General features: G+C 69.2%; 19 protein-coding genes, 1 pseudogene and 1 riboswitch. Of the genes and pseudogenes, 16 read left to right on the top strand and 4 right to left on the bottom strand.

The window, feature by feature from the left end:
• The 3 genes from ABZT04_RS39550 to ABZT04_RS39540 form a co-directional block, all read left to right on the top strand.
• Positions 1 to 723: cbb3-type cytochrome c oxidase subunit I (locus tag ABZT04_RS39550; RefSeq protein ID WP_356063775.1), on the top strand; the 723-nt coding region annotated here is incomplete at its 5' end.
• Positions 720 to 1,118 carry a cytochrome c oxidase subunit 4 gene (locus ABZT04_RS39545; protein ID WP_356063773.1) on the top strand — a complete coding sequence of 133 codons (399 nt, stop codon included), beginning with the start codon at positions 720 to 722 and terminating at the stop codon, positions 1,116 to 1,118. The genes ABZT04_RS39550 and ABZT04_RS39545, both read left to right, overlap by 4 nt.
• Before the next feature lie 130 nt (positions 1,119 to 1,248).
• A complete protein-coding gene (locus ABZT04_RS39540) occupies positions 1,249 to 2,511 on the top strand; it encodes an Ig-like domain-containing protein (RefSeq protein ID WP_356063771.1) in 1,263 nt (420 codons plus the stop codon).
• Between the two features lie 71 nt (positions 2,512 to 2,582).
• Here ABZT04_RS39540 and ABZT04_RS39535 read toward each other — a convergent pair whose 3' ends face one another.
• Entirely contained in the window at positions 2,583 to 2,984 is a 402-nt protein-coding gene (locus ABZT04_RS39535) for a hypothetical protein (RefSeq protein ID WP_355922266.1), read from the bottom strand.
• A 169-nt stretch (positions 2,985 to 3,153) separates the two neighbouring features.
• On the opposite strand from ABZT04_RS39535, the gene ABZT04_RS39530 reads away from it, so the two are divergent.
• The 7 genes from ABZT04_RS39530 (at position 3,154) to ABZT04_RS39500 (ending at position 10,982) form a co-directional block, all read left to right on the top strand.
• On the top strand, positions 3,154 to 3,774 hold the full coding sequence (locus ABZT04_RS39530; protein WP_019067823.1) for a heme-copper oxidase subunit III: 621 nt from the start codon (positions 3,154 to 3,156) through the stop codon (positions 3,772 to 3,774).
• Positions 3,775 to 3,854: 80 nt separating this feature from the next.
• A complete protein-coding gene (locus ABZT04_RS39525) occupies positions 3,855 to 4,664 on the top strand; it encodes a c-type cytochrome (RefSeq protein WP_356063769.1) in 810 nt (269 codons plus the stop codon).
• Complete coding sequence (locus ABZT04_RS39520; RefSeq protein ID WP_356063767.1) at positions 4,661 to 5,716, top strand: Rieske 2Fe-2S domain-containing protein; 1,056 nt, start codon at positions 4,661 to 4,663, stop codon at positions 5,714 to 5,716. Before ABZT04_RS39525 ends, ABZT04_RS39520 begins: the two co-directional genes overlap by 4 nt.
• Positions 5,713 to 7,368: a ubiquinol-cytochrome c reductase cytochrome b subunit gene (locus tag ABZT04_RS39515; protein ID WP_356063764.1), complete on the top strand. Its 1,656-nt coding sequence runs from the start codon at positions 5,713 to 5,715 to the stop codon at positions 7,366 to 7,368. Before ABZT04_RS39520 ends, ABZT04_RS39515 begins: the two co-directional genes overlap by 4 nt.
• Before the next feature lie 132 nt (positions 7,369 to 7,500).
• Complete coding sequence (gene trpD / locus ABZT04_RS39510) at positions 7,501 to 8,565, top strand: anthranilate phosphoribosyltransferase (protein ID WP_356063762.1); 1,065 nt, start codon at positions 7,501 to 7,503, stop codon at positions 8,563 to 8,565.
• 76 nt (positions 8,566 to 8,641) lie between these two features.
• Positions 8,642 to 8,758, top strand: a riboswitch (SAM riboswitch).
• Between the two features lie 126 nt (positions 8,759 to 8,884).
• Complete coding sequence (locus ABZT04_RS39505) at positions 8,885 to 10,258, top strand: aminotransferase class V-fold PLP-dependent enzyme (protein ID WP_356063759.1); 1,374 nt, start codon at positions 8,885 to 8,887, stop codon at positions 10,256 to 10,258.
• 10 nt (positions 10,259 to 10,268) lie between these two features.
• Positions 10,269 to 10,982, top strand: coding sequence for a hypothetical protein (locus tag ABZT04_RS39500; protein ID WP_356063757.1), 714 nt, complete (start codon positions 10,269 to 10,271; stop codon positions 10,980 to 10,982).
• Here ABZT04_RS39500 and ABZT04_RS39495 read toward each other — a convergent pair.
• Together ABZT04_RS39495 and ABZT04_RS39490 are read right to left on the bottom strand one after the other, a co-directional pair.
• Complete coding sequence (locus ABZT04_RS39495) at positions 10,979 to 11,260, bottom strand: Lrp/AsnC ligand binding domain-containing protein (RefSeq protein WP_356063754.1); 282 nt, start codon at positions 11,258 to 11,260, stop codon at positions 10,979 to 10,981. The genes ABZT04_RS39500 and ABZT04_RS39495 overlap by 4 nt on opposite strands.
• On the bottom strand, positions 11,257 to 12,042 hold the full coding sequence (locus ABZT04_RS39490) for a rhomboid family intramembrane serine protease (RefSeq protein WP_356063751.1): 786 nt from the start codon (positions 12,040 to 12,042) through the stop codon (positions 11,257 to 11,259). Before ABZT04_RS39490 ends, ABZT04_RS39495 begins: the two co-directional genes overlap by 4 nt.
• Positions 12,043 to 12,202: 160 nt before the next feature.
• Here ABZT04_RS39490 and ABZT04_RS39485 point away from each other — a divergent pair, with 160 nt between their 5' ends.
• The 5 genes from ABZT04_RS39485 to ABZT04_RS39465 all read left to right on the top strand — a co-directional run bounded on the left by ABZT04_RS39485 (position 12,203) and on the right by ABZT04_RS39465 (position 17,547).
• Positions 12,203 to 12,442, top strand: a complete 240-nt coding sequence (locus ABZT04_RS39485) for a hypothetical protein (protein WP_286257438.1) — start codon at positions 12,203 to 12,205, stop codon at positions 12,440 to 12,442.
• A 52-nt stretch (positions 12,443 to 12,494) separates the two neighbouring features.
• Positions 12,495 to 13,838 (top strand): NYN domain-containing protein, encoded by a 1,344-nt coding sequence (locus ABZT04_RS39480; protein WP_356063749.1) that lies wholly within the window; start codon positions 12,495 to 12,497, stop codon positions 13,836 to 13,838.
• Between the two features lie 210 nt (positions 13,839 to 14,048).
• On the top strand, positions 14,049 to 15,083 hold the full coding sequence (locus tag ABZT04_RS39475) for an NlpC/P60 family protein (RefSeq protein ID WP_356063746.1): 1,035 nt from the start codon (positions 14,049 to 14,051) through the stop codon (positions 15,081 to 15,083).
• 220 nt (positions 15,084 to 15,303) lie between these two features.
• Complete coding sequence (locus ABZT04_RS39470) at positions 15,304 to 16,326, top strand: NlpC/P60 family protein (RefSeq protein ID WP_356063744.1); 1,023 nt, start codon at positions 15,304 to 15,306, stop codon at positions 16,324 to 16,326.
• Between the two features lie 30 nt (positions 16,327 to 16,356).
• Positions 16,357 to 17,547 carry a hypothetical protein gene (locus ABZT04_RS39465; protein WP_356063742.1) on the top strand — a complete coding sequence of 397 codons (1,191 nt, stop codon included), beginning with the start codon at positions 16,357 to 16,359 and terminating at the stop codon, positions 17,545 to 17,547.
• On the opposite strand, the gene ABZT04_RS39460 is transcribed toward ABZT04_RS39465, so the two are convergent.
• Positions 17,535 to 18,065 carry a PadR family transcriptional regulator gene (locus ABZT04_RS39460; protein WP_356063740.1) on the bottom strand — a complete coding sequence of 177 codons (531 nt, stop codon included), beginning with the start codon at positions 18,063 to 18,065 and terminating at the stop codon, positions 17,535 to 17,537. The genes ABZT04_RS39465 and ABZT04_RS39460 overlap by 13 nt on opposite strands.
• A 97-nt stretch (positions 18,066 to 18,162) precedes the next feature.
• On the opposite strand from ABZT04_RS39460, the pseudogene ABZT04_RS39455 reads away from it, so the two are divergent.
• Positions 18,163 to 19,479, top strand: a pseudogene (locus tag ABZT04_RS39455) (MATE family efflux transporter).
• Positions 19,480 to 19,512: the final 33 nt, after the last annotated feature.

The raw sequence follows: 19,512 nt of genomic DNA, 5'->3' as shown, positions 1-19,512 counted from the left end.
GTACCCACCGGCGTGAAGTTCTTCAACTGGATCGGCACCATGTGGAAGGGGTCCTTGTCCTTCGAGACCCCGATGCTCTGGGCCACCGGCTTCCTGATCACCTTCACCTTCGGTGGTCTGACCGGTGTCATCCTGGCCTCGCCGCCGATGGACTTCCATGTCTCGGACTCGTACTTCGTCGTCGCCCACTTCCACTACGTGGTCTTCGGTACGGTCGTGTTCGCGATGTTCTCCGGCTTCCACTTCTGGTGGCCGAAGATGACCGGCAAGATGCTCGACGAGCGCCTCGGCAAGATCACCTTCTGGACGCTGTTCATCGGCTTCCACGGCACCTTCCTGGTCCAGCACTGGCTGGGTGCCGAGGGCATGCCCCGTCGTTACGCGGACTATCTCGCGGCCGACGGCTTCACCGCCCTGAACACGATCTCGACGATCAGCTCCTTCCTGCTCGGCCTGTCGATCCTGCCGTTCCTCTACAACGTGTGGAAGACGGCCAAGTACGGCAAGAAGGTCGAGGTCGACGACCCGTGGGGCTACGGCCGCTCCCTGGAGTGGGCCACGTCCTGCCCGCCCCCGCGGCACAACTTCCTCACCCTCCCGCGCATCCGCAGCGAATCCCCGGCGTTCGACCTGCACCACCCGGAGATCGCCGCTCTCGACCAGCTCGAGAACGCGCACCACGGTGACAAGGCCCTCGCCGGCGGCAAGGAGGCGGGCAAGTGAAGGTCCAGGGCAGGATGTTCATGTGGCTGAGCGCCTTCGTGCTCGTCACGGCCGTCGTCTACGGCGTCTGGTCCAAGGAGGCGGCCGGTACCACGGCCCTCTTCATGGCCTTCGGCCTGTGCATCATGGTCGGCTTCTACCTGGGCTTCACGGCCCGGCGGATCGACACGCTCGCGCAGGACAACAAGGAGGCCGACGTCGCGGACGAGGCCGGCGAGGTGGGCTTCTTCAGCCCGCACAGCTGGCAGCCCCTCGCCCTCGGCATCGGCGGCGCGCTGGCCTTCCTCGGTGTGGCCATCGGCTGGTGGCTGCTGTACTTCTCGGCGCCGCTCATCATGATCGGCCTGTTCGGCTGGGTCTTCGAGTACTACCGCGGTGAGAACCGCACCCAGTAGCACGCACCGCACGGCCGGGAGCCCGGACACTCCGTCAGGAGGGTCCGGGCTCCTGCTTTTGCCGTAACGCGGGTCCCTCGTCCGAGTTACCCAGCGCGCCGCCGTTGACGAAGCTTCATAGCCTCGGCTCATGACCCAGACTCCGCGCACCCGCACCGTCGTCGGCTGCACCCTGCTGGTGATCGCCCTCGGCGCGGGCGTCACCGCCTGCGGGTCCGACGGCAACCCGCTGTCGGCCAAGCCGTACGACGCGGCAGGGCAGATCTCCTTCAACGGCCCGTCGGGCCACGGCAAGAAGGCCGATCCGGACAAGCCCCTGGTGGTCACCGCCTCCGGTGACGACGGGCGCATCACGGACGTCACGGCCGTGGACGCCACGGGACGCTACGTCACGGGCGAACTCGCCGCCGACGGCAGCCGCTGGCACAGCACCTCCCCGCTGGCCGCCAACGCCCGCTACACGGTGCGGGTGAGCACGGAGAACGAGGACGGCGCCCCCGGCCGCAAGGTCCTCACCTTCGACACCACCAAGCCCACCACCAAGAAGAGCCTGAACGTGAAGTTCGGTCCGGACGCGGGCCAGTACGGCGTCGGCCAGCCGGTCACCGCCGTACTCGACAAGCCCGTCAAGGTCAAGGCGCAGCGGGCCATCGTGGAACGCGCCCTCAGGGTCGACTCGGTGCCCGCCGTGGAGGGCGCCTGGCACTGGGTGGACGACAAGACGCTCCACTACCGCCCCAAGGACTACTGGCCCACCCACGCCACCATCCACGCCCACAGCGACCTCGACGGCGTGAAGATCAGCGACCGCCTCTGGGGCGGCAAATCCAAGGACCTCAAGCTCACCACCGGCGACAAGATCGTCGCCGTGACGGACGCCTCCTCGCACTCGATGACGGTCTACAAGAACGGCGAGGAGATCAACGAGATCCCCGTCACCACCGGCAAGCCCGGCTTCGAGACCCGAAACGGCGTCAAGGTCGTACTGGGCAAGGAGTACTTCGTACGGATGCGCGGTACCACCGTCGGCATCTCCGAGGGCTCCTCGGACTCGTACGACCTGCCCGTGTACTACGCCACCCGCGTCACCTGGAGCGGCGAGTACGTCCACGCCGCCCCCTGGTCCGTCGGCTCCCAGGGCTACGCGAACGTCAGCCACGGCTGCACCGGCATGAGCACCAGCAACGCCGAGTGGTTCTTCAAGACCATCCATGAGGGTGATGTGGTGAAGGTCGTGAATTCGAACGGCGACGAGATGGAACCGTTCGGCAACGGTTTCGGCGACTGGAACCTGGCCTGGAAGAACTGGCGGGGTGGCAGCGCCCTGGTCGGCGGAACCCCGGACGGCCCGAAGCCGCAGGACGTGGCACGGCTGCGGCCAGAGTCGGTGTGAGACGCGCCCTGGACGGGCGTGAGGAACAACGAACGGCCCGCAGCCGCGAGGCTGCGGGCCGCCGGACATCACTAGGCGTTCAGGGCCCGCTTCTCGCGCAGCAGAGAGGCCAGCGAGGCCGCGAACTCGACAGGGTCCACCGGCAGCGTCACAGCCGCGTCGGCGCGGCTCCACGTGGCCAGCCACGCGTCCTGCGGCCGCCCGATCAGGACCAGCACTGGCGGGCAGTTGAAGACCTCGTCCTTGACCTGACGGCACAGCCCCATGCCGCCCATCGGCACGGACTCGCCGTCGAAGACACAGACGTCGATGCCACCCCGGTCCAGCTCCTTGACCACCGCCGCGGGCGTGGCGCACTCCAGGAACTCGACCAACGGGGCGTCCGGAGCCGGCCTGCGCCCGGTCGCCAGCCGCACCTGTTCCCGGGTGTTGGAGTCGTCGCTGTAGACCAGCACCGTGGCGGTCGGCTGCATGCTTCCTCCGAGGGTCCGTTCCAAGGTCCGTTGCGCGGATGCTACTCCCTTGAACACGCCGTCAACACCTGTTGGAACACCGCTTCGATGGGCCATACGGGCAGTACACACGGTGCGGACACTCCGAACGGCACCCCCCGGAGTGAGGGCGGGATAAGCGACCGACATAATGTCGGTCGTGGCGACAGCAACGACAGTAGAAACCGGGCACGCGCACCCGTCGGTCAACCGGCCGAACCTCACCAGCGTCGGAACCATCATCTGGCTGAGTTCCGAGCTGATGTTCTTCGCGGCCCTCTTCGCGATGTACTTCACCCTGCGATCGGTGACCGGTCCGGATCACTGGAAGGAGATGGCGAGCCATCTCAACCTTCCGTTCTCCGCGACCAACACCACGATCCTGGTGCTCTCCTCCCTCACCTGCCAGCTCGGCGTCTTCGCCGCCGAGCGCGGGGACGTGAAGAAGCTCAGGGGCTGGTTCATCATCACGTTCGTGATGGGTGCGATCTTCATCGGCGGTCAGATCTTCGAGTACACGGAGCTGGTGAAGAAGGACGGCCTGTCGCTGTCCTCCGACCCGTACGGCTCGGTGTTCTACCTGACCACCGGCTTCCACGGCATGCACGTGACGGGCGGCCTCATCGCCTTCCTGTTCGTCCTCGGCCGCACCTACGCGGCGAAGAGGTTCACCCACGAACAGGCGACCGCGGCCATCGTCGTGTCCTACTACTGGCACTTCGTCGATGTCGTCTGGATCGGCCTCTTCGCCACGATCTACTTGATCAAGTAGTCGGGCGCGATCCCGAGCGCAGCCAAGAAGCGCACATTCCAGAAGCATCGACGCAGAAGATCCTGACACCGGGGTAATCCGTGAAAAAGCTCTCCACCCGACGACGCCATCCGCTGGCGGCGGTCGTCGTCCTACTCCTCGCGCTGGCGGCAACTGGGGGGCTGTACTCCATGTTCGCGCCCGCGAGCAAGGCGCAGGCCGACGAGTCAGCCCAGTCCCTCGCCATCGACGAGGGCAAGAAGCTCTACGCCGTCGGCTGCGCAAGCTGCCACGGCTCCGGCGGTCAGGGCTCCTCCGACGCTCCCAGCCTCGTGGGTGTCGGGTCCGCGGCGGTCGACTTCCAGGTCGGCACCGGCCGGATGCCGGCCCAGCAGCCGGGCGCTCAGATCCCGGCCAAGAAGGTCATCTACTCGCAGGCCGAGATCGACCAGCTCGCCGCGTACATCGCCTCGCTGGGTGCGGGTCCGGTCATCCCGACGAAGAACGAGTACGGGCCGGAGGGTTCGGACATCGCCAAGGGCGGCGAGCTGTTCCGCACCAACTGCGCCCAGTGCCACAACTTCACCGGCAAGGGCGGCGCGCTGACGCACGGCAAGTTCGCGCCGAGCCTCGAAGGCGTTGCCCCGAAGCACATCTACGAGGCCATGCAGACCGGCCCGCAGAACATGCCGTCCTTCCCCGACACCACGCTGTCGTCGAAGAACAAGAAGGACATCATCGCGTACCTCAACGCGGTCAACGGCGACAACACCGAGAGCCCCGGCGGCCTTGAGCTGGGCGGTCTCGGGCCGGTCAGTGAGGGTCTCTTCGCCTGGATCTTCGGTCTGGGCGCGCTGATCGCGGTAGCCGTCTGGGTCGCCGCTCGGACCGCAAAGGCCAAGAAGTCATGAGTAGCCAAGACATTCCAGAAGAGAACCTGCCCGCTGAGCAGGACGCGCACGGCGCGGTGTCGGTAGCGGACGAGCACGACCCGTTCGCCGACCCGGGACTGCCGCCGCACGAGCACCGTGTCCAGGACATCGACGAGCGGGCCGCCAAGCGGTCCGAGCGCGTCGTCGCCTTCCTGTTCACGCTGTCGATGCTCGCCACCGTCGGCTTCATCGCCTCGTACGTGGGGATCCCGCACGACAAGGCGATCTTCGTCTTCCCGATCGGTCACATCAACGCGCTCAACTTCGCGCTCGGTCTGACCCTCGGTACGGCGCTCTTCACCATCGGCGCGGGCGCGGTCCACTGGGCCCGCACCCTGATGTCCGACGTGGAGATCGCCGACGAGCGGCACGCCATCGAGGCGCCCCCCGAGGTCAAGGCCAAGGTCATGGCCGACTTCAAGGAAGGTGCCAAGGAGTCGGCGCTCGGCCGTCGCAAGCTGATCCGCAACACCATGTTCGGCGCGCTGGCCCTGTTCCCGCTCTCCGGCGTGATGCTGCTGCGCGACCTCGGCCCGCTGCCCGGCACCAAGCTCCGCCACACCCTGTGGTCCAAGGGCAAGCTGCTCGTCAACATGAACACGAACCTGCCGCTGCGTCCCTCGGACGTGGCCGTCGGCTCGCTCACCTTCGCCAAGCCCGAGGGCCTGGAGGAGACCGACGAGGAGTTCCAGACCGAGATCGCCAAGTCGGCGCTGATGATCGTCCGGCTCCAGCCGGAGAACATCAAGGACAAGCGCGAGCTGGAGTGGGCGCACGAGGGCATCGTGGCCTTCTCGAAGATCTGCACCCACGTCGGGTGCCCGATCTCCCTGTACGAGCAGCAGACGCACCACGTGCTGTGCCCGTGCCACCAGTCCACCTTCGACCTCTCCGACGGTGCCCGAGTCATCTTCGGCCCGGCCGGTCACGCCCTGCCGCAGTTGCGTATCGGCGTGAGCGACGAGGGTTACCTCCAAGCGCTCGGCGACTTCGAGGAGCCCGTCGGTCCTGCATTCTGGGAGCGCGGATGAGCACCAACGAGACACAGACACCGGCCGCTGCCGCGGCGGGCGAGCGGCGCGGCAAGGCACCGGCCGGCGAGCGGGTCGCCGACTGGGCGGACGGACGCCTCGGGATCTACTCCCTGGCCAAGTCCAACATGCGCAAGATCTTCCCCGACCACTGGTCGTTCATGCTGGGCGAGGTCTGCCTCTACAGCTTCATCATCATCATCCTCACGGGTGTGTATCTGACGCTGTTCTTCCACCCGTCGATGAACGAGGTGACGTACCACGGCAGCTATGTCCCGCTCCAGGGGCAGCTGATGTCGGAGGCGTTCAACTCGACCATGCACATCTCCTTCGATGTGCGCGGTGGTCTGCTGATCCGGCAGATCCACCACTGGGCGGCGCTGATCTTCCTGGCCGGCATGTTCGTGCACATGATGCGCGTGTTCTTCACGGGTGCGTTCCGCAAGCCGCGTGAGGTCAACTGGCTGTTCGGCTTCCTGCTGTTCGTCCTGGGCATGTTCACCGGCTTCACCGGTTACTCGCTCCCGGACGACCTGCTCTCCGGCACCGGTGTCCGCTTCATGGAGGGCGCGATCCTGTCCGTGCCGATCGTCGGCACGTACATGTCGTTCTTCCTCTTCGGCGGCGAGTTCCCGGGCGGCGACTTCGTGGCCCGCTTCTACTCGATCCACATCCTGCTGCTGCCGGGCATCATGCTCGGCCTGGTGGTCGGCCACCTGATCCTGGTCTTCTACCACAAGCACACGCAGTTCGCGGGCCCCGGAAAGACGAACAACAACGTCGTCGGCATGCCGCTGCTGCCGGTCTACATGGCCAAGGCCGGAGGCTTCTTCTTCCTGGTCTTCGGTGTCATCGCGGCCGTCGCGGCGCTCGCCTCGATCAACCCGATCTGGGCCATGGGTCCGTACCGGCCGGACATGGTGTCCACGGGCGCCCAACCCGACTGGTACATGGGCTTCTCCGAGGGCCTGATCCGTGTCATGCCGGGCTGGGAGATCAACCTCTGGGGTCACACGCTCGTCCTGGGTGTGTTCATCCCGCTGGTGATCTTCCCGCTGGTCCTGGTCGCGATCGCGGTCTACCCGTTCATCGAGTCCTGGGTCACCGGCGACAAGCGCGAGCACCACATCCTGGACCGCCCGCGCAACGTCCCGACCCGTACGGCCTTCGGTGCCGCGTGGATCTCGTGGTACTTCGTCCTGCTCGTCGGTGGCGGCAACGACATCTGGGCCACGCACTTCCACCTGTCGATCAACGCGATCACCTGGGTCGTGCGCGTCGGCTTCTTCGTGCTGCCGGTGCTGGTCTTCCTCGCCACCAAGCGGGTCTGCCTCGGCCTCCAGCGCCGCGACCGGGACAAGGTGCTGCACGGCCGCGAGTCCGGCATCATCAAGCGCCTGCCGCACGGTGAGTTCGTCGAGATCCACGAGCCGCTCAGCCAGGACGCGCTGCACACGCTCACCGCGCACGAGCAGTACGTGCCGGCCGCGATCGGCGCGACGGTCGACGAGAACGGTGTCGAGCGCAAGGTGAAGGGCTCCGAGAAGCTGCGCGCCAAGCTGAGCGAGGCGTACTACGGCGAGGAGTCCCAGATCCCCAAGCCCACCGTCGAGGAGTACAAGGAGATCACGAGCGGCCACGGCCACCACTGATCGCTGAGGCGTCGCCACGCCACAGTCGAAGGGCCCCGTCCGAACACCGGACGGGGCCCTTTGCCGTGCCCCCGGCTGGATAGGGTGGGACGCACAACCATCGTTGGACGTACGACACCCAGGAGCGGCCGTATGAGCGCTGTGACCCCCGCTGGAGGCGACACCGCGGCGGGCCGTTCCTGGCCCGATCTCCTCAGTTCCCTGCTGGCCGGACAGGACCTCGGCACCGCCGACACGGCCTGGGCGATGGACCGCATCATGAGCGGTGAGGCGGCGGACGCGCAGATCGCCGGTTTCCTGGTGGCGCTGCGCGCCAAGGGCGAGACGGTCGAGGAGATCACCGGTCTCGTCGAGGCGATGTACGCGCACGCCAAGCCGCTGGACATCCCGGGGCCGGCCGTCGACATCGTGGGTACGGGCGGCGACCGGGCCAAGACGGTCAACATCTCGACGATGTCCGCGATCGTGATCGCCGGTACCGGCGCGAAGGTCGTCAAGCACGGCAACCGCGCCTCGTCCTCGGCGAGCGGCTCCTCCGACGTGCTGGAGAAGCTCGGCATCAACCTGGACCTGCCGACCGAGCAGGTGGCGCGAGTCGCGGAGGAGGCCGGGATCACCTTCTGCTTCGCGGCCAAGTTCCACCCGTCGATGCGGTTCGTCGGCGCGGTCCGGCGGGACCTGGCGATCCCGACCGCGTTCAACCTCCTCGGCCCGCTGACCAACCCGGCCCGCGTCACCGCCTCGGCGGTCGGCTGCTTCGACTCCCGGATGTCGGGGCTGATCGCCGGTGTGCTCGCCGAACGCGGTTCGTCCGCGCTGGTGTTCCGCGGTGACGACGGCCTCGACGAGCTGACGACCACCGCCACCTCCCGGGTATGGATCGTCCGGGACGGCAAGGTCACCGAGGAGTCCTTCGACCCCCGGGACGTCGGCCTCGAACTGGTCCCCGTGGCGGCCCTGCGCGGCGCCGACCCCGAGTACAACGCGGGCGTCGCCCGCCGTCTCCTGGACGGCGAGACGGGCCCCGTGCGGGACGCCGTACTCCTGAACTCGGCGGCCGCCCTGGTGGCCCTGGAGCCGGGGGACGGGCCGCTGGCGGACCGGATCCGGGGCGGGATGGAGAAGGCCGCTGAGTCGATCGACTCGGGGGCGGCCAAGCGCACTCTGGAGCGTTGGGCGGCCGCGACCCACGCATAGCGGTACGGCGGTCGTCGTCCCGCGATCCGGACACGGGTTGCGGGACGACGATCACCTCACGTAAGTTTTCGCGTCAGGTCATGAGTGACAGTCATACGGCCCCGGCCGACTGTCCGGCAACCCTCCGTCCGTGGCGGGGTGCCCCGGGTGAAGACCAGGCCGTAGGCAGCGAGGTCTGCGGCAAGCGCGGGCCCCTCGAAAGACACCAGGGGTCCTGGTCATCGAGGGAGTCCTCTGTGAGCAAGCGAATGCGATAGGGCGTAGAGCCCCGCTTCCGCGTCCCCCTTTCACTTTTCCTTGCCTCTCACAGGAGTGCGCCATGTCTGTCTCCACCGCTGCCGCCACCCGTACCATTTGCAGTGACATTTCAGGGCCGCTGCCCGTTCTCGGCCGGGATGTCACCGTCCCGCTCGTCACCGGCGGCGAGGTCACCTACGCGGCGCTCGACTACGCGGCCAGCGCCCCCGCCCTCCAGCGCGTCTGGGACGACGTGGCCGCTTACGCCCCCTACTACGGCAGCGTCCACCGCGGCGCCGGCTACCTCTCGCAGCTCTCCACCGACCTCTTCGAGAACGCCCGTAGGACCGTCACCGAGTTCCTGGACTGCCGGGCCGACGACCAACTGATCTTCACCCGCTCGACCACGGACTCCCTCAACCTCCTCGCCGCCGCCCTCCCCGCCGGCTGCCAGGTCTTCGTCTTCGAGACCGAGCACCACGCGTCCCTGCTGCCCTGGAAGGACGCCGAGGTCACCTACCTCAACGCCCCGCGCACCCCGCGCCAGGCCGTGGACACCTTGGAGCAGGCCCTCGCCGCCCGTGACCCGAAGGGCCCGGCCCTGGTCTGTGTCACCGGCGCCTCGAACGTCACCGGCGAGCTGTGGCCGGTCCGTGAACTGGCCGCCGCCGCGCACGCCCACGGCGCCCGGATCGTCCTGGACGCCGCCCAACTCGCCCCGCACCACCCGGTGTCCGTCCAGGACCTGGACGTCGACTGGGTCGCTTTCTCCGGCCACAAGCTGTACGCCCCCTTCGGCTCCGGTGTCCTGGCGGGCCGCGCCGACTGGCTCCAGGCCGCCGACCCCTACCTCGCGGGCGGCGGCGCCAGCCGCAAGGTCAGCCGGCGCGAGGACGGGGGAGTGGACGTGGAGTGGCACGACAGCGCCGCCCGGCACGAGGCCGGCTCCCCGAACGTCATCGGCGCCTACTCCATCGCGTCGGCCTGCAAGGCGCTGACCGAGGCCGGCTTCGACACACTGGTCGCGCGCGAGCGACACCTGATCGAGAAGGTGCGCGCGGGCCTGGCCGAGGTCCCGCAGGTCAAGGTGCTCTCCCTCTTCGGCGACGACGCCCCGCGCGTCGGCGTCATCTCCTTCGTCGTCGAGGGCTGGAACAGCTCCCACTTCGCCGCCGCCCTCTCCGCCGAGTACGGCATCGGCGTCCGCGACGGCCTCTTCTGCGCCCACCCGCTGGTGCGCACCCTGCTCGGCAGTGACCCGCAGACCCAGGGCGAGTGCGGCGCCCCCGAGGCGGCCCCCGGTGAGAAGTCCCTCAACGCGATCCGGGTGAGCTTCGGCGCGGGCACCCCGGACGAGCACGTGGAGCGTTTCGTGACCGCGGTGACGGAGCTGGTGAACGACGGCGCGAAGTGGAACTACCGTACGCAGGACGGCCGTTGCGTGCCCGCTGTGTGACGATCGTGCGGTGGGGATTCCACCGGGAGTGAGCGGGGCGGCGGCCGCCGAGGGCCTGGGCGAGCCGCTGATCGAGGCGGTCGTACGGCGCGCGCCGCGGCTCCTGGGGGGCAGGCCCGTCTATCTGTACGAGGAGGGGTTCGTTCTCGTCCCCGGTGCGCGCGTCCGGCGCTGGGCGGACGTGACGCGCTGGCGCTCCACCATGGACCTGACCCTCAGACTCGACGAGCAGCACGGCATCGCCTGGTACACCTTCGGCCACCGGCATCTGCTGCGGTTCGGCGACGAGGTCGAACAGGGCTTCGTCCTCGACGAGTGGCAGACCCTGGAGCCGGACGAGGAGCGCCCCGAGAACCAGCGGATACGGTCCGTCGTCGACCATGTCCGGCAGCGGGTGGCGGACGCCCAGGTGCCGGGGATGCTGGACCGGCTGGAGGCGGGCCGGCAGGTGACCTTCGGCCCGCTCACGGCGGACGCGCACGGGGTGTTCGTCCCGGGCGGGCGACTGGCGTACCGCTGGGCGGAGATGCGGGAGCCGCGGCTCGACATCGACCTGCCCGACTGGTCCGTGCCGTCGTCCTGGTGGCAGCAGCGCCGGGACGCGCGCCTCCTGCTGGAGGGCAGGGACGGACGCGGCGATCCGCACCGCACCGAACCGCCGGCCTGGGAGGTCGTGAACTGGTGCGCGCTGGTCACCCTGTGGCAGCGGCTGCGCTCCAGCTAGGAGTCCAGCCCGATCGCGAACGCCGCCTCCAGGTCGTGCTGGGAGTACGTCCGGAACGCCACGTGTGTGTCCGTCCCCTCCACCCCGGGGATCTTGCTGATCCGGCCGGGGATGACCTCGGCCAGGTCCTCGTGCTGGCGGACTCGGACCATGGCGATCAGGTCGTACGTACCGGTGACGGAGAAGACCTCGCTCACGCAATCCAGCGCGGCGATCGACTCGGCGATCTCCGGAATCCGGTCCACGCTGGTCTTGATGAGGACGATCGCGGTGATCACGGCTGGTTCTCTCCCTCGGGGACCGTTGCTGGGGCGGCTTTCACTCTAGTCGCCCGCCCGTCTCCCACCACCGCCCTTCCAAGGCCGCCCTTCGGGCCCTTCTTTTTTCCGAACCGGACCCACGCGTAGCAGAAGCCCAGCGTGAAGCCGACCAGGTGGGCGAGGTACGCCACCCCCGAACCCTGGGCGGCCTGGCCCGCCGCGAGCCACTGCAGGGACACCCAGAACGGCAGGACGACCCACGCGGGGAAGCGCAGCGGAAGGAAGAAGAGGAAGGGGAGGAGACTCGTCACGCGGGCCCGGGGGAACAAGTAGAGGAACGCCCCGAGGACCGCCGAGATCGCCCCGGACGCGCCGACCAGTGACTGTGCGGAGTCGGCGTTGGCCACCGCGTAGCCCAGCAGCGCCAGGTAGCCGAAGCACACGTAGAACAGGATGAACTCGACCCGGCCCAGCCGCTCCTCGGTCATCGCTCCGAAGACGTAGAGGAAGAGCATGTTGCCGAGCAGATGGACCCAGCTACCGTGGATGAAGAGGGCCGTGACCGGGGTGAGGGCCTCCCGTGTGGGGCTCGCGAACAGGTCGGCCGGTACCACGCCCCAGTGGCGGAAGTACGCCCGCTGGACGCCGAGCAGGGCGTCCCCGGTGCCGTAGGACGGGACGAAGCCCGAGGCCGGGCCGAGGACGAAGATCAGACAGCACAGGGCGATGAGGGCGAATGTCATCGGTGCCGAGGTGTTCCGGATCGTCCGGACACCCGCTGTTCCCCAGTTCCTGATCATGGATACAGAGCATGACGTAAGGGGACACGGTCGGACAGAGTGCCTCGCCGCTGTGGACGGCCGAGCGGTGAGTACCCGCCAGGCCGTAGGGTTACGAGCCACGATCGCCGGGGAAATCGGCGATCACGGAACTCGAACAAGAAGGAAGCGGACAGCCACGATGACGGTTCCCCTGCCGACCGCCTCGACGCGGTGGCGCTGCACCCTCTGCGGCAACCTCACGCGCTTCGACGTGACGCGCTCGTCGAAGGTCGTGGAGTACCTCCACCTGGACCTGGCCGGTGAGCCGAAGGTGGAGGAGCGTGAGGTGGTCAGTGAGACCATCGAGTCGGTGCGCTGCCGCTGGTGCAACGCCGTGGATCAGGTGGAACTGGTGGACAGGCCGGGCGCCGACTCCTGAGAGGGAGCGGCCCCGCACACGCGTTGAGAAGACGCAGCTTGGGGTGTGAGGGATGGACGAGAACTCAGGCGGGGGGCCGGGCGACGGCGCCGCCGAGGTGCTCGACCGTCCGCTGCCCGACGGCGTGCGCCGCAGGGTCGTACAGATCGTCTCGGACGGCTTCGGCGGCCTGACGGTCGCCGAACTGCCCACGCAGCTACGGCAGTACGCCCGCTTCGCGCCCAACCGCCGCGCCAAGTTCGCCGGCAACGCCATGGCCGCCGCCCTGGAAACCGATCCACTGTTCCGGCAGCGGATCGGGGAGAAGCTCAGAGAGGCCCAGCCGGAACTCACCGGCGCTCTCGACTCCGGCTCGCCGCCCCCGGCCGCGGACCCGCTCGACGTGGCGGCCGCGGCCTATGTTCTGCGCCCCACCGGCTGGGTGAAGCTGGTGACCGCCGCGGGCGAGGAGGCGCTGCGCGCCGACGCCGAGCGCGCGGACGAGGAGAGCCGGGCCGAACTGGAGCGGCTGCGCGAGGAGTTGGCCCAGGCACGGGACGCGACCCGGACCGAGACCGAGCGGCTGCGCATCGAGCTGGACGCGGCGAAGAAGGAAGCGGAATCGCTTCACCGCAAGCTGCGCTCCGCCCACAGCGACATCAAGCGCGGCGAGGCCGCCCTGCGCAAGCTGCGGGCCGAGACGGACGCCGCGCGCGCCGAGGGGCAGGCGCAGGTGTCCGCCGGCGAGATCGAGACCCGGCGGCTCAAGGCGCGGCTCAGTGAGGCCGAGGCGGCCCTGGAGGCCACCCGCAAGGCGGCCCGGGAGGGGCGCAGCGTCGAGGACATGCGGGTCCGGCTGCTGCTCGACACCGTGCTGGAGGCGACCCAGGGGCTGCGCCGTGAACTGGCGCTGCCGCCCGTCTCCGTACGGCCCGCCGAGACCGTCGACGCGGTCGAACCGGGACGAATGACCCCGAAGGACATCGCCGCGCGGGCGCTGTCCGAGAACGACCCCGCGATCCTCGACCAGCTGCTCGCCCTGCCGCAGGCGCACCTGGTCGTCGACGGCTACAACGTCACCAAGACCGGCTATCCCCAAATGCCCCTGGAGAAGCAGCGGTTGAGGCTCCTGGGGCAGCTCTCCCAGCTCGCCGCGCAGACCGGCGCCGAGGTCACCTGTGTCTTTGACGGGGCCGAGCTGGCCGCGCCGGTGCTGCTCGCTCCGCCGCGCGGAGTGCGGGTGCTGTTCTCCAAACCGGGCGTCACCGCCGACGAGTTGATCCGCCAGTTGGTGCGCGCCGAGCCGCCGGGCCGGCCCGTCATCGTCGCCTCGACCGACCGCGAGGTGGCCGACGGCATCGCGAAGGCGGGCGCACGCCCCGTCGCTTCTGCGGTACTCCTCAAGCGACTGTCGTGAAGGTCAACGTACAGGTTTAATGCCGGAATTGACCGAACCGTCACGCAACGTAGCGTCAATCGGCCATCACTGCATGTGGGTTATGTGCAAAGAATGCTTTGAGTGACGGCATTTTTTCGTGTGAGGATTTGAACTGATCACAGGAACATCACTAGGGTCATGCCTCGAACCTCCGAACGGGTGATCACTCAATAGAAGGAGCTCGACTCCGTGGCGTCCCATCGTCGACCGAAGCAGCCGAGCCGCGCGCGTGTCACCGTGCTGACCACCGCAGCCGCAGCCGCCGTTGCTCTCAGTGCCCAGGCCGCCAACGCCGCGCCGAGCGAGAAGCCCAGCAAGGACGAGGTCAAGGCGAAGGTCGACGCCCTCTACGAGCAGGCCGAGCAGGCCACCGAGAAGCTGGACGGGGCTCAGGAGAAGCAGGACAAGCTCCAGAAAGAGATCTCGACCATCCAGGACAACGTCGCCCGCGGCCAGGAGGATCTCAACAAGCTCCGCGACGGCCTCGGCACGATGGCGAGCGCCCAGTACCGCACCGGCGGCATCGACCCGTCGATCCAGCTCTTCCTCTCCTCGAACCCGGGCGACTTCCTCGACAAGGCGTCCACCATGGACCAGTTGAGCGCTCAGCAGGTCGAGGCACTGACGAAGATCCAGGGCAAGCAGCGCGAACTCGCCCAGGAGCGCGCGGAGGCGAGCACCAAGCTCAAGGACCTCTCCGCCACCCGCACCGAGCTCAAGAAGAAGAAGGACGAGGTCAAGGCCAAGCTGGCGGCAGCCCAGAAGCTGCTGAACACGCTGACGGCCGCCGAGAAGGCCGCCCTCGACCAGGAGCAGGCCCAGGCCGCCAGCCGTTCCACCTCGCGGGTGGACCTCGGCAGCACCGGCTCCGCCTCCGGCCGCGCCGCCTCCGCCTTCGCCGCCGCCCAGTCCGTGATCGGCTCGCCGTACGTCTACGGCGCCTCCGGCCCGTCCTCCTTCGACTGCTCGGGCCTCACCTCCTGGGCCTACGCGCAGGCCGGTGTCTCCATCCCGCGCACCTCCGAGGCGCAGGCGAACGCCGGCACCCGCATCTACAGCCAGAGCGACCTCAAGGTCGGCGACCTCGTCATCTTCTACGGCGACTACCACCACGTCGGCCTCTACGCGGGCAACGGCCAGGTGCTGCACGCCCCGCACACCGGTGCCGTGGTGCGCTACGAGTCGATCGGCAACATGACCTTCGAGTTCGGCGTCCGGATCTGATCCGGTCCTCGTCCGGTCCTTCCGGTCCGCCCGAACGGGCGAATTACGACACACCACGCTGACTCCACGCCCCGCCCATGACCTGCGTCATAGGCGGGGCGTCACGTTGTGTGCCCGCGGAGGTCTTTGGCCCGCACCCCTTCACAGAGCTACTGTCTGGCGCGTTTCCCCGCACCGGGGGAGCGGTCCGTGTCCGCCAGCGGAAGGAGTGCGGCTTCCCGTGGGATCCCGTCGTCGCCTTGCACCGTCCGGGTTCGACCGAGGCGCCAGTGCCGCGGTGTGTGTTCTGTCCGCCGCCGCTGCGGCCCTCGGCGCCCTGCCGGCCACCTCCGCCGTGGCCGCGCCGCACGACGGCGGCCGGGCCGAGGTGGACCGGCTGTATCAGGAGGCCGAGAAGGCGACCGAGGCCTACGACAAGGCCGACGAGCGCGCCGGGCAACTGCACCGGCAGGTGAGCGACGCGCAGGACCGGATCGCCCGGCAGCAGCAGCGCATCAACACCATGCGGGACGCGCTGGGTTCACTCGCCGGCGCCCAGTACCGCTCCGGCGGCATCGACCCCACCGTCGCGCTGCTGTTCTCCGACGACCCGGCCGACTACCTCGACAAGGCCTCCGTCCTCGACCGGATCACCACCCAGCAGGCGGGCGAGCTCAAGGACCTCCAGGAGGCCATGCGCGAACTCGCCCAGGAGCGCACCGAGGCCGCCGGACACCTCGCCGAACTGGAGCGCAGCCGCAAGGCCGTCGCCACCCACAAGAAGACCGTCGAACAGAAACTCGCCAAGGCCCGGCAACTGCTCAACCGGATGCCGCTCGGCGAACGCGCCGCCTTCGACCGGGCCTCCCGCTCCTCCCGCCAGGACATCCCCGACCTCGGCGCCGGCGTCCCCTCCTCGGGCCGCGCCGCAGCCGCGGTGACCGCCGCCCAGTCCGCCCTCGGCAAGCCCTACATCTGGGGCGCGAACGGCCCCGGCGGCTTCGACTGCTCCGGTCTGATGCAGTGGTCGTACGCCCAGGCAGGCGTCCACCTCCCGCGCACCTCGCAGCAGCAGCGCTACGCCGGCCGGCAGATCCCGCTCTCCCAGGCCCAGCCCGGCGACCTGGTCGTCTACCGCTCCGACGCCAGCCATGTCGCGATGTACGTGGGCAACGGCCAGGTGATTCACGCGCCCTACCCCGGCGCACCCGTGCGGTACGACCCGGTCGGGATGATGCCGGTCTCGTCGGTCACGAGGGTCTGAACCCGCGCGAAAGGGTCGTACGATCGGGAAGTGACTGGTCGTAGGCGGGCGTCGCGCTCCGGAGTGCTCGCGCTGTGTCTGCTGTTCGGCTCCCTGGTGGGCTGCGGCGGACAACCGGCGGCGGACAGCGCCAAGGCGGATGTGCAGCGCCTCCTGGACACTCAGGCGACGGCCGTCCTGCACCACGACGGGACGGCGTACGCGCGGACCGGCTCGCGCACGGCGTACGAGAACCTGAGCGCCGTACCGCTGGCGGCCTGGTCCTACCGGCTCACCTCGCTGCACCGCACCGGCGCGACCGCGACCGCCGCCGCCGAACTCGGTTACCGGGTCCGGGGTTACGACACCTCACCGGTCACCGTCGGCCGTACGCTCACGCTTCGCCTCACCGCGGACGGGCAGTGGTACGTCGACTCCGACAAGCCCGCGAAGAAGTCCGGTCAACAGCTCTGGGACCAGGGGAAGGTGAGTGTCCTCAAGGGCGCGCACAGCCTGGTGATGGGGGTCGGGCAGGACGCCGACAGCCTGCGCGACTACCGCTCCCTCGCGGACCACGCCGTACCGGCCGTGTCGGACGCCTGGGGCACCGACTGGACCCGGCACGTCGTCGTGCTCGTTCCCGGTTCCCTGGACGGCATGGCGGGGCTCCTGGGCTCACCGGCGGCCTCCTACCGGGGCATCGCCGCGGTGACCACGGGGGAGGCGGGCGGTTCGGGCCACACGCCCGCGGACCGGATCATCGTCAACCCGGACGCGTACGCCGTCCTCGGCCCGGTCGGCAAGCAGGTCGTGCTGACCCACGAGACGACCCATGTCGCCACCCGGGCCCGCACCACCCCCGCCACCCCCCTCTGGCTCTCGGAGGGCTATGCCGACTGGATCGGCTACCGGGGCACCGGCCGCACCGCGATCCAGGCCGCCCCCGAGCTGTCCCACGCGGTCCAGGACGGCGACCTCCCGACCGCCCTCCCCACCGACAAGGACTTCGGCTTCAGCGACGAGGCCACCGAACTGGCACAGGCCTACGAGGGCGGCTGGCTGGCCTGCCGGATGATCGAGGACCGGTGGGGCGCCGCTCAACTGGGCAGGTTCTACCGGGCTGTTGGCACCCACAAGCAGCGCGCAGGCGCGGTGGAGGACGCTATGAAGAACGTCCTCGGCATCTCACCGGACGACTTCACCGCACAGTGGCGGGACTACCTCAAGGCTCAACTCGCCTGATCCAGTTGGCCGATGGCCTCCGCGAGCCACTCCCGCTCGGCCGCACCCGTCGCCCGCGCGATCCGCAACATCCCCTGCCGGAACAGGTCTTGGGTCTCTTCCGCCCGTACGGGCTCGCCGTCCCGGTAGAAGAAGCTGGCCGGCGTCTTCAGGAAGTCCAGCCGACGGCGCAGCACGGCGGCCTGCTCGTGGGGGTCGGGCAGGTGCCGTAGAAAGGCCAGGACCGTGTTGAAGCGGACGTGGTCCGTGATCTCGGCCTGCTTGGGGTGACGGAGCCGTTCCAGCAGGTCCTCGCGGCCCTTCGCGGTGAGGGACAGCACCCGGCGCGGGGCCGCGCTCGCGCCCTCCTCCGTGCGCTGGTCGAGCTTGCCGGCGGTGACCAGGCGGGTGATCGCCGGGTAGAGCGCGCCGTCGCTGACCGGGCGGACGTGGCCGCTGAGCGCCTTGATGCGTTCCTTCAACTCGTAGCCGTGCAGGGGTTGTTCGGCCAGGAAGCCGAGGATCGACAGTTCCAGCATGTTTCTCCTTGCGGACTCGACGCGACCGATGGTACCTCTTATCGAGCTACCTCGAATAGAGGTAGCTCGTAGTCGGTGCCGAGAGGGTCAGGTGATCGTGAACAGCCACCGCAAGCAGCTCATATCGCTCGCCCATCCCGTCTACCTCTCGCTCCTCGCCTCTGTCGCCGCCGGGATCATCAACACCGTCTGGGTCTCCCGGCTCGGCGGCCCGGCCGTCGCCGCCGTGGCCGTCGCGACCAACACCGAGAACGTGCTGCTGGGCGTCGCCCTCGTCTTCGCCTCCGGTACGACCGTGCTGGTCGCCCACGCGAGGGGAGCGCGCGACCCGGCCGCCGTACGGTCCGCCGTGCGCGGCGGCTGGGCCCTGTGCGCGCTGGTCACACCGGTGGTCGTCACGGCCGGCTTCCTGCTCCGCGAACCCCTGGCCCGCCTCGTCCTCGGCGGCACGGGCCCCGAACTCCCGCTCGCGGTCGCCTACTTCGCGATCTCGCTCCCGGGCATCGCCGTCTTCTAGGTCCAGCAGCTCGTCGACGGCATCCTCAAGGGCGCGGGCGACACCAGGACCCCGATGCGGCTGGCCCTGCTGGCCAACGGCCTGATCCTCGGCTGCGACCCGTTCCTCATCCACCTCTACGGCGTCCGGGGCGCGGCCGCGTCGACCGTGCTGTGCCGGACGGCAGCGCTGGTGGTGGGACTGCGTGCCCTGCGCCGCAACGCCCTGCTGCGCACCAAGGCCACCCCCGCCGAGCCAGTGGCCGCCGCCCTGCGCCGAACACTGACGACCGGGCTGCCCATGTCCGCGGACTTCACCGTCCGGCAGACCGGCACGCTGGCGCTGGTCGCGATCGTGGCACGGCTCGGGGTGACGGCGGTGGCCGCGTACGCCATCGCCTACAAGGTCCTGTACGTGGCGACGATGGCCTTCTACTCCGTACGGCAGGCCGCGGCCATCCACACCGCGCGACTGCGCGGGGCGGGCCGGGACGAGCGCCGGGCGATCGGCCGAGAGGCGCTGCTGGTGTCCGGCGCGGTGGGCGTGACGGCGACCCTGCTGCTCTGTGTCACCGCCCCCTGGATCATGTCCGCCTTCGGCGCCGGCCCCCAAGTCGCCCACGAGGGCACTCTGTTCCTGCGCTGCATCGGCCCCTACCTGCTGCTGATGGCCGGCTTCATCGCGCTGGGCGGGGTTTTCGAGGGGAGCGGGGGAGCGGGGGCGCTGCTACGGGTGACGGTGCTCGGCACGGTGGTCCAACTGCCCTTGGCGTATGGGTTGTTGGGGTTCGGGTTGGTCGGGGTGTGTCTGGCGTTGGCGGGCGCGATGGGGGTGCAGTGTGCGGTGGTGGCCGTGCTGTTCTGGCGGCGGGCTCGGTGCCGGGAGGGTGTTGAGGTTGGCTTTGGGCGGGTTGCTTGAGTGGGGAGGGGTGGGGCGTCTGGCCAGGTGATC

This window comes from Streptomyces sp. NPDC005492, from assembly GCF_040605995.1.
Taxonomy (GTDB): Bacteria; Actinomycetota; Actinomycetes; order Streptomycetales; family Streptomycetaceae; genus Streptomyces.
The sequence above is the reverse complement of the archived record's forward strand: the minus strand, read 5'-3'. Positions and strand labels throughout refer to the sequence as shown.